At 70.8% G+C, this 9,111-nt stretch carries 8 protein-coding genes; 7 read left to right on the top strand and 1 reads right to left on the bottom strand.

Features of this window, described 5'->3' with window-relative positions:
- The 5 genes from ABDW35_RS25320 to rpmG all read left to right on the top strand — a co-directional run.
- Window positions 1–1,665 (top strand): DNA topoisomerase (locus tag ABDW35_RS25320; protein ID WP_343716635.1); only part of this gene is annotated, 1,665 nt, incomplete at its 5' end.
- Entirely contained in the window at window positions 1,662–4,043 is a 2,382-nt protein-coding gene (gene rnr / locus ABDW35_RS25315) for a ribonuclease R (RefSeq protein ID WP_343716634.1), read from the top strand. The genes ABDW35_RS25320 and rnr, both read left to right, overlap by 4 nt.
- A gap of 109 nt (window positions 4,044–4,152) precedes the next feature.
- A complete protein-coding gene (locus ABDW35_RS25310) occupies window positions 4,153–5,718 on the top strand; it encodes a S41 family peptidase (RefSeq protein WP_343716633.1) in 1,566 nt (521 codons plus the stop codon).
- 72 nt (window positions 5,719–5,790) lie between these two features.
- Window positions 5,791–6,117: a hypothetical protein gene (locus tag ABDW35_RS25305; RefSeq protein WP_343716632.1), complete on the top strand. Its 327-nt coding sequence runs from the start codon at window positions 5,791–5,793 to the stop codon at window positions 6,115–6,117.
- A 131-nt stretch (window positions 6,118–6,248) separates the two neighbouring features.
- A complete protein-coding gene (gene rpmG, locus ABDW35_RS25300) occupies window positions 6,249–6,416 on the top strand; it encodes a 50S ribosomal protein L33 (protein ID WP_034846881.1) in 168 nt (55 codons plus the stop codon).
- Window positions 6,417–6,512: 96 nt separating this feature from the next.
- Here rpmG and ABDW35_RS25295 read toward each other — a convergent pair whose 3' ends face one another.
- A complete protein-coding gene (locus ABDW35_RS25295) occupies window positions 6,513–6,878 on the bottom strand; it encodes a response regulator (protein WP_343716631.1) in 366 nt (121 codons plus the stop codon).
- Window positions 6,879–7,017: 139 nt separating this feature from the next.
- Between ABDW35_RS25295 and ABDW35_RS25290 the strand changes: the two genes are divergently transcribed.
- Window positions 7,018–8,316, top strand: coding sequence for a DNA polymerase IV (locus tag ABDW35_RS25290; protein ID WP_343716630.1), 1,299 nt, complete (start codon window positions 7,018–7,020; stop codon window positions 8,314–8,316).
- 128 nt (window positions 8,317–8,444) lie between these two features.
- Window positions 8,445–9,111 (top strand): superoxide dismutase (locus tag ABDW35_RS25285; protein ID WP_343716629.1); only part of this gene is annotated, 667 nt, incomplete at its 3' end.

Here is a 9,111-nt window from a genome sequence, read left to right as displayed (position 1 = left end):
ATCGGCAACCTGTACGGCCCGAACTATGTGCCGGGCCAGCCGCGGGTCTACAAATCGACCGCCAAGAACGCGCAGGAGGCGCATGAGGCGATCCGCCCGACCGACCTGCGCCGGCGGCCGGAGGACATGTCGCGTTTCCTGTCGCGCGAGGAGCTGCGCCTCTACGAGCTGGTCTGGAAGCGCACCATGGCCTGCCAGATGGAATCCGCGATCCTGGACCAGGCCATCGTTGACGTCGCCGATGCCCGCCAGACCGCGGTGTTCCGCGCCGTCGGCACGGTCATCCGCTTCGACGGCTTCCTCAAGGTCTACCAGGAGGACCGCGACGACCCCTCCGGCGAGGAGGATGAGAGCCAGCGCCGCCTGCCTTCCATGGCCAAGGGCGACGCGGTCGAGCGCCGCAAGACCATCCCCGAGCAGCACTTCACCCAGCCGCCGCCGCGCTTCACCGAGGCCAGCCTGGTGAAGCGGATGGAGGAGCTGGGCATCGGCCGCCCCTCCACCTACGCCTCGATCCTGCAGGTGCTGCAGGATCGGGAGTATGTCCGGCTGGAGAAGAAGCGCTTCATCCCGGAGGACCGCGGCCGCATCGTCACCGCCTTCCTGGAGAACTTCTTCAAGCGCTACGTCGAGTACGACTTCACGGCGAAGCTGGAGGAGCAGCTCGACGATATCTCGGGCGGCAAGCTCGACTGGAAGCAGGTGCTGCGCGACTTCTGGGCCGCGTTCCACGCCGCGGTGGAGGAGACCAAGGACCTCAAGATCGGCGACGTGATCTCGGCGCTGGACGAGGCGCTGTCGGACCACCTGTTCCCGCCGAAGGGGGACGGCACCGACCCGCGGCTGTGCCCGTCCTGCGCCAAGGGCCGGCTGGGGCTGAAGCTGGGCCGGACCGGCGCCTTCGTCGGCTGCTCGAACTATCCGGACTGCCGCTACACCCGGCCGCTGGGCGCACCCGGCGAGGAGGGCGGCGCCGAGGAATCGGCCTTCCCGCGCCCCCTCGGCGACGACCCGGAGACCGGCCTGCCGGTGTCGATCCGCAAGGGCCCCTACGGCATCTACGCCCAGCTCGGGCCCAAGGACGAGGCGGCGAAGGGCGAGAAGCCGAAGCGCGCCTCGCTGACCAAGTCGCAGGATCCACTGGCGATAACGCTGGAGGATGCGCTGGCCCTGCTGTCGCTGCCGCGCGAGATCGGCCGGCACCCGGACTCGGGCGAGCCGATCCTGGCCGGCATCGGCCGCTACGGCCCCTATCTGAAGCATGGCGACAAGTACAAGAACCTGCCGCCGGACGAGGACGTGCTGAAGATCGGCATGAATCGCGCCGTCGACCTGCTGGCCGCCGACGCCGCCAAGGCCCGGCCCAGCGCCGAGCCGCTGCGCGAGGTCGGGCCGCATCCGGATGGCGGCGAGCCGATCAGGGTCTTCGCCGGCCGCTACGGCCCCTATGTCCGCCACGGCAAGGTCATGGCCTCGCTGCCCCGCGGCGTCGAGCCCGAGGCGGTGACGGTGGAGAAGGCGGTCGAGTGGCTGGCCGCCAAGGCGGCGAAGGCCCCGGCCAAGGGCGGCCGCGGACGATCCGCGGCCAAGGCGGCGCCGAAGGCCGCCGCGAAGAAGACCCCGGCCAAGAAGACAGCCGCTCGCAAGGGCAAGGCGGCCGAGTGACCGAACCGCCCACCCGCAAGCCCCCAGCGCGAAGGCCGATCAAGCGGAAGAAGGTCGTCAAGACCGTCGTCCCGGCCAAGACGCCGCTGGGCAAGGGCAAGAAGGCGGCCAAGCCGTTCCCGACGCGCGAGCAGATCGTCGAGTTCCTGAAGTCGCGCGACGACACGGTCGGCAAGCGCGAGATCGCCCGCGCCTTCCACATCACCGGCGACGATCGGGTGAGACTGAAGGAGCTACTGCAGGACATGGCCGAGGAGGGCCAGCTGGAGAAGCGCCGCGGCCGCCGCATGCGGGCGCCGGGCGCCATCCTGCCGAATGTCGCGGTGCTGCGCATCGTCGCCATCGATGCGGATGGCGAGGCCCTGGCCCAGCCCACCCGGTGGGAGGAAGAAGAGCCGCCGCCCCGCATCGCTATGGTGGCCGAGGGCCGCGGCAAGGGTGCGCTGGCGGTCGGCGACCGGGTCCTGGCCCGGCTGCAGCAGGCCGAGGACGGCAGCTGGACTGCCCGCACCATGCGCCGGCTGGAGAACCAGGCCGATATCCGCGTGGTCGGCGTGTTCCGCCGCGGCCGCGACGGCCAGGGCCGCATCGTGCCGGCCGACAAGCGGGCGCGGGACACCTGGCCGGTGCGCGAGGGCGACACCGGCGGCGCCAAGGACGGCGAGCTGGTGGAGGCGCTGGTCGAGGCCTCCGACCGCCTCGGGCCGCGCCGCACCGTGGTCAGCGCCCGCTACGGCGATGCCGAGGATCCGCGTTCGATCAGCCTGATCGCCATTCATGCCGCCGGCATCCCGACCGAATTCCGGCCCAAGGCCCTGGCCCAGGCCGAGGCGGCAGAGCCCGCCGGGCTGGAGGGCCGGGTCGACCTGCGCCAGATCCCGCTGGTGACCATCGACGGCGCCGATGCCCGCGACTTCGACGACGCGGTCTTCGCCGAGCCCGACCCGGACCATCCCGGCGGCTGGCACCTGATCGTCGCCATCGCCGATGTCGCCCATTACGTGCCGCCGGGGTCGCCGCTGGACCGCGACGCCTTCGAGCGCGGCAATTCCTGCTATTTCCCCGACCGCGTCGTGCCGATGCTGCCGGAGGCGCTGTCGAACGGCCTGTGCTCGCTGCGGCCGAACGAGGACCGCGCCTGCCTGGCCGCCGATCTGTGGATCGACGCGCAGGGCCGGCTGAAGCGCCACCGCTTCCGCCGCGGACTGATGCGCTCCTCCGCCCGGCTGACCTATGAGCAGGTGCAGGCCGCCCGCAACGGCCAGCCGGACGAGCTGACCGGCCCGCTGCTGGAGCCGGTGATCGCCCCGCTCTACGGCGCCTACGAGGCGCTGCTGGCGGCGCGGGAGAAGCGCGGCACGCTGGAGCTGGACCTGCCGGAGCGCAAGGTGCAGCTGGACGAGGATGGCCGCGTCGCCTCGATCGGCGTGCGGGCGCGGCTCGACAGCCACAAGCTGATCGAGGAGTTCATGATCGCCGCCAATGTCGCGGCGGCGGAGACGCTGAGCGACAAGAACCTGCCGGCGCTGTACCGGGTGCACGACCAGCCGGATCGTGCCCGGGTCGCGGCGCTGAAGGAGTTCCTGGTGCCGCTGGGCTACACCCTGTCGCTGGGCCAGGTGATGCGGCCGCGCGTGTTCGGCCAGATCCTGGAGCGGGCCGTCGGCCGGCCCGAGGAGCCGATGGTCAACGAGATGGTACTGCGGTCGCAGGCCCAGGCGGTCTACAGCCCGGACAATCTCGGCCATTTCGGCCTGGCCCTGCCGCGCTATGCCCATTTCACCTCGCCGATCCGCCGCTACGCCGACCTGACGGTGCATCGCGGGCTGATCCGGCTGCTGCATCTCGGCGACGACGGCGCCACCGACGAGGAGCTGTCGCGGCTGGAGGAGATCGGCGAGCACATTTCCGTGACCGAGCGCCGTGCCGCCCAGGCCGAGCGCGACGCGGTCGACCGCTACATGGCCAGCTGGCTGGCCGACCGGATCGGCGCCATCCTGCCCGGCCGGATCGGAGGCGTCGCCAAGTTTGGCCTGTTCGTGAAACTGGACGAATCGGGCGCCGACGGGCTGGTGCCGATCTCGACCCTGCCCGACGACTATTACGACCATGACGAGGCTGCGCACGCCCTGGTCGGCCGGCGCTGGAACCGCGTGTTCCGGCTGGGCGCCAAGGTGCGGGTGCGGGTCACCGAGGCCGACCCGCTGACCGGCAGCACCGTCTTCGCCCTGGTCGACGCCGCCCAGGGGGCCGATGTCGAGGGGCTGCCGCCGCTGGCGGAATCGGACCGCCGGCCCCCCTCCCGCGGCCGGCCGCGATTCGGGTCCCGATCCGGCGGAAAGCCAGGGCCCGGGCCGCGCCGCGGCTCTCGGCGTTGAATGCAGCCCTGCTGCGCTGCAATACCGCCTTTCTCCTGTCAAGCTCCTGGCCTAGAGTGAGCCTGTAAAGTCCGGGCCGGAGTTGCATTAAGTGTTATGTCAGAAGCGGTTGGCGGCGGTTGTTGCGGCGCTGCTGGTGCTTTCGGGCTGCTTGTCCTCCGCCCCGGACTCCCCGGCTCCCCAGACTGCTGAGGCGCAGGCCCGCGAGGGCGGCCACTTCGCCGACCCGTCGGTGTTCACCGTCGGCTTCGACCGCATCCAGGAAGTCTATCTGGTCAAGGAGGACTTCGGGAAGCTGGCGCTGGACGGGCTGGGCGGCCTGTCCAAGCTCGACGACACGCTCAGCGTCCGCCGCGACGGCGGCCAGGTGCAACTGATCCGCGCCGGCCATGTGGTCGGAAATTTCGATTCGCCCGCGCCCGACGCCTCCTATGACTGGGGCACGCTGGTCGCTTCCACGCTCGATTCGGCTTCGCTGGTCTCGGCGAAGGTCGCCACCGCCGGCAACGAGGCGGCCTACCAGGCGGTCTATGAGGCGCTGCTGTCGGACCTCGACCCCTATTCCCGCTACGTCAACCCGGACCGCGCCCGCGACGACCGCGCCCAGCGCGACGGCTATACCGGCGTCGGCATCGCCCTGAGCCAGGACGACAAGGGCCGGCCGGTGATCGGCGACGTGTTCCCGGACACACCGGCCGCCCGCGCCAACCTGCTGAAGGGATCGCTGATCGTCGCCGTCGACGGCGTGTCGGTGGAGGACGCCAAGGTCGACGAGATCGCCGACCTGATGCGCGGCCCGGTCGGCACCAAGGTCGACCTGACCGTGCGCGAGCCCAAGGGCAACAGCCGCACCGCGACGATGACCCGCGAGAAGGTCATCGAGAACATGGTCCGCAGCGAGGTGCGCGACAACGTCATCGTGGTCAAGCTGCTGCGCTACAACACCACCGCCGCCGCCGCCGTGCGCAACGCCGTGACCGGCCTGCTGCGCGGTCTGAACGGCAGGGCCCGCGGCGTCGTGCTGGACCTGCGCGGCAATCCCGGCGGCCTGCTGGACCAGTCGGTGGCGCTGGCCGACATGTTCATGGACCACGGCCCGATCGTGTCGACGCGCGGCCGCAATCCGGACAGCGACCAGAGCTTCTCCGCCCGCACCGGCGACATCTCCGGCCACCTGCCGCTTGCTGTGCTGGTCGACGGTCATTCCGCCTCGGCCGCCGAGGTCACCGCCGCGGCGCTGCAGGATGCCGACCGGGCGATCCTGGTCGGCTCCACCTCCTTCGGCAAGGGCAGTGTCCAGACCGTGACCCGGCTGCCGAATGATGGCGAGCTGTTCCTGACCTGGAGCCGGATCTACGCGCCCTCCGGCTACACCTGGCACCGCCAGGGCATCCTGCCGACATTCTGCACCAGCGGCAGCGGCACCGACGCCAAGGCGATGATCGACGCCTTCCGCGCCGGACAGATGCCGAGCCTGGCCGAGGCAATGGCGGAGCGGTTCAAGGCGCCGGACGACGAGACGGCGCTGCGCCGCGTCCGCTCCGCCTGCCCCTGGCAGGTCCATGACGCCGATCTCGACATCCAGGTCGCGGTCGGGCTGATCAGCGATCCCGCCCTCTACGCCCAGGCGCTGGGGTCGCAGGACCGCGGCACCGTCGCCGCCCACGCGCAATAGCGTTCTTCGGCGCCAGGCCTGTCGGATCGCACCGGTTCCTTTCGTCCTCCGGGGAACCCCAGGAGGTGACCCATGGACGAACCACCGGTGATCAAGACGCGGCGAAAGGGCCGGACCGGGACCCAGAGCATGCTGATTCCGAGCGAGGGAATGGTCGCAGAGGCGCTGCGGGCCGCCCCGCCCGGCCGGCTGTCGGATCTCGGCGAGCTGCGACGCGGGCTGGCGCAGGCGCATGGCGCGGATGCCTGCTGCCCGGTGACGGTGCAGCGGCACCTGGTGCGCCTCAGCCAGGACGGCGGCGCGCCCTTCTGGCGCGTCGTCGACCCCGACCGGCCTTTCGCCCGGAGGATGGCCGGCGGGCCGGAGCGCATCCGCGCCCGGCTGGCCGGCGAGCGCTGATGCCGTCGCGCGGTGCCGGGAAGATCCCCGCTCCGATCATCGCGCACTTGACTCGGGCGGCGCGGACGCTATGGTGCGCGCTTCCCGGCCCGTGATGCGGCGCCGAGCAGAGTCATATTGGGACCAGCATCATGGCCAAGCCGAGCACCATCAAGATCCGCCTGAACAGCACCGCGGACACCGGTTTCTTCTACGTCACCAAGAAGAACCCGAAGACCAAGACCGAGAAGCTGACGCTGAAGAAGTACGACCCGGTCGTGCGCAAGCACGTCGAGTTCAAGGAAGGCAAGATCAAGTAAGCAGCGCCGCCCGGCCTGTGCCGGGCGCCGTGTCTCTGCTTCCTGACGGAGCCCCGCCGGCGGCGGGGCTTTTTGCATGGCTGCGCTTGGCCAGCCTCAGCCGAGGTGCCGGCGCACCGTGGCGATGAACCCGGCGACGCTGATCGGCTTCGAGATGTAGTCGTCGCAGCCGCCGGCCCGCACCATCGCCTCGTCGCCCTTCATCGCCAGCGCCGTCACCGCGATCACCGGGATCGCCGCCAGCTCCCGGTCGGCCTTGAGCCACTTCGTCACCTCCAGCCCCGAGATCTCGGGCAGCTGGATATCGAGCAGGATCAGGTCGGGCCGATGCGCCCGCGCCATCGCCATCACCTCCGACGCGCTGTCGGTGCCGACCGTGGCGTAGCCATTCGCCTCGAGCACGTCGACGAACAGCTTCCGGTTAAGCTCGTTGTCCTCGACGATCATCACGGTCTTCGACATGGCCCGCCCCCTCCCAATGGGCCAGAATCGATCGCGCCTTCCGCCTTGTAAAGGCGGCACCGCCGGCACCTCGTGCGCATCCGGTACAAAACGGGTACAATCGCGCCATGTCCGATCCCGTGACACTGCGGCCGGTCCGATGACCCCAAAGCCGGACCGGGCCAGCCTGCTGCCCGGCCTGTGCCGGGACTGCGGCGCGCATCCGCCGCCGGGAGCACGGCGCTGCGCCCGCTGCGGGTCGCCGCGCCTGATCCGCCATGCCGAGCTGCATCAGCTGAGCATTGCCCATCTCGACTGCGACGCCTTCTACGCCACGGTGGAGAAGCGCGACCGGCCGGAGTTGCAGGACCGGCCGGTGATCGTCGGCGGCGGGGTGCGCGGCGTGGTCTCGGCCGCCTGCTATGTCGCCCGGCTGTACGGCGTGCGCTCCGCCATGCCGATGTTCAAGGCGCTGGAGGCCTGCCCCGACGCCGTGGTGCTGCGCCCTGATATGCAGAAATACGCCGGGGTCAGCCGCCAGATCCGGGCGCTGTTCCTGGCGGCGACGCCGAAGGTCGAGCCGCTGTCGCTGGACGAGGCCTTCCTCGACCTGACCGGCACCCAGGCGCTGCACGGCCGCAGCCCGGCCGAGACCTGCGCCGCCATCGCCCGCCAGGTCGAGCGCGAGATCGGCGTCACCCTGTCGATCGGCCTGGCGCCGAACAAGATGCTGGCCAAGATCGCGTCGGACCTGGACAAGCCGCGCGGCTTCGCCGTGATCGGCCGGACCGACGCCATGGCCTTCCTGGCCGACAAGCCGGCCGGCATCATCCCGGGCGTCGGCAAGGTGATGCGCGAGAAGCTGTTCAGCGACGGCATCCGCACCGTCGGCGACCTGCGCCGGCTGGACGAAAGCGCGCTGGTCCGCCGCTTCGGCGTGTTCGGCCGCCGCCTGTACCGCTATGCCCGCGGCGAGGACCACCGGCCTGTCGACCCGGATGGCGAGACCAAGAGCATCTCGGCCGAGACCACCTTCACCATCGACATCCAGAACCCGCAGGCGCTGCAACGCGAATTGTGGCCGCTGTGCGAGACCGTGGCGGCACGGCTGAAGAAGCAGGACCTGGCCGGCGGCACGGTGGTGCTGAAGCTGAAGACGGCCAGCTTCCGGCAGCTGACCCGCAGCCATCGCCTGACCGACCCGACCCAGCTGGCGGAGACGATCTGGCGCATCGCCGCGCCGATGGTGGAGCAGGCGGCGAATGGCGAGGCCTTCCGGCTGATCGGCATCGGCTGCACCGACCTGGTCGAGGGCCGTCTGGCCGACCCGCCGGACCTGCTGGACCCGGCCCCGGCCAGGCGCCGCGCGGTCGAGGAGGCGATGGACGAGATGCGCCGCAAGCTGGGCCCCGATGCCATCGCCAAGGGTCGCTCCGGCCTGCCGCGCCGGCCCGGATAACGATTCGCAGCGTCCTTCCGCCGCGGCAGATTCCCCCTGGGCGCCGGCGCTGGTCGGGGAGAGACTGCGCCCCACCCGCGTTCACGCCATCCGCCGGCGCGGCCGGCGCCCAACCGAGGAAGCCTGCGATGAACCGACGTGATGCCCTGACACTGGGCGGCGCCGCCGCCCTCGCCGCCACCGCCGTCCGGATCGGCGCCCCGGCCCTGGCCCAGACGGCCGCCGCACCGGCAGGCCCATTCAAGCAGCCGCCGCTGCCGTTCAAGGAGGATGCGCTGGCCCCGGTGATCGGGGCCGAGACCGTCGGCCTGCATTACGGCAAGCACCACAAGGCCTATTTCGACGCGCTGAACAAGCTCGCCGCCGGCACGCCCTATGAGGCGATGACGTTGGCCGAGGTGGTGGTGAAATCGGCCACGGCCAAGGACCAGGCCGTGTTCAACCAGGCCGGCCAGACCTGGAACCACAACCTCTATTGGGAGCAGTTCACCCCCGGCGGGCCGAAGGCGCCGCAGGGCCGCCTGGCCGATGCCATCGGCGAGTCCTTCGGCGACCAGGCCGCCCTCGTGAAGGCTACCACCGAGGCGGCGACCAAGGTGTTCGGCAGCGGCTGGGTCTGGCTGGTGGCCGATGCCGGCAAGCTGGCCCTGGTGGGGACGTCGAACGCGGACTCCCCCTTCGCCCATGGCGGGCAGCCGCTGTTCGGCATCGATGTCTGGGAGCACGCCTACTATCTCGACTACCAGAACCGCCGCGCCGACCACGTCAAGGCGGTGATGGAAAGCCTGGTCAACT

It is taken from the genome of Inquilinus sp., assembly GCF_039594555.1.
Taxonomy (GTDB): Bacteria; Pseudomonadota; Alphaproteobacteria; order DSM-16000; family Inquilinaceae; genus Inquilinus.
The sequence above is the reverse complement of the archived record's forward strand: the minus strand, read 5'-3'. Positions and strand labels throughout refer to the sequence as shown.

Coding starts and splice junctions, on each gene's coding strand:
- ABDW35_RS25305 (WP_343716632.1), top strand. CDS start 5,791: ATGGACGAACCACCGGTGATCAAGACGCGGCGAAAGGGCCGGACCGGG.
- rpmG (WP_034846881.1), top strand. CDS start 6,249: ATGGCCAAGCCGAGCACCATCAAGATCCGCCTGAACAGCACCGCGGAC.
- ABDW35_RS25295 (WP_343716631.1), bottom strand. CDS start 6,878: ATGTCGAAGACCGTGATGATCGTCGAGGACAACGAGCTTAACCGGAAG.
- ABDW35_RS25290 (WP_343716630.1), top strand. CDS start 7,018: ATGACCCCAAAGCCGGACCGGGCCAGCCTGCTGCCCGGCCTGTGCCGG.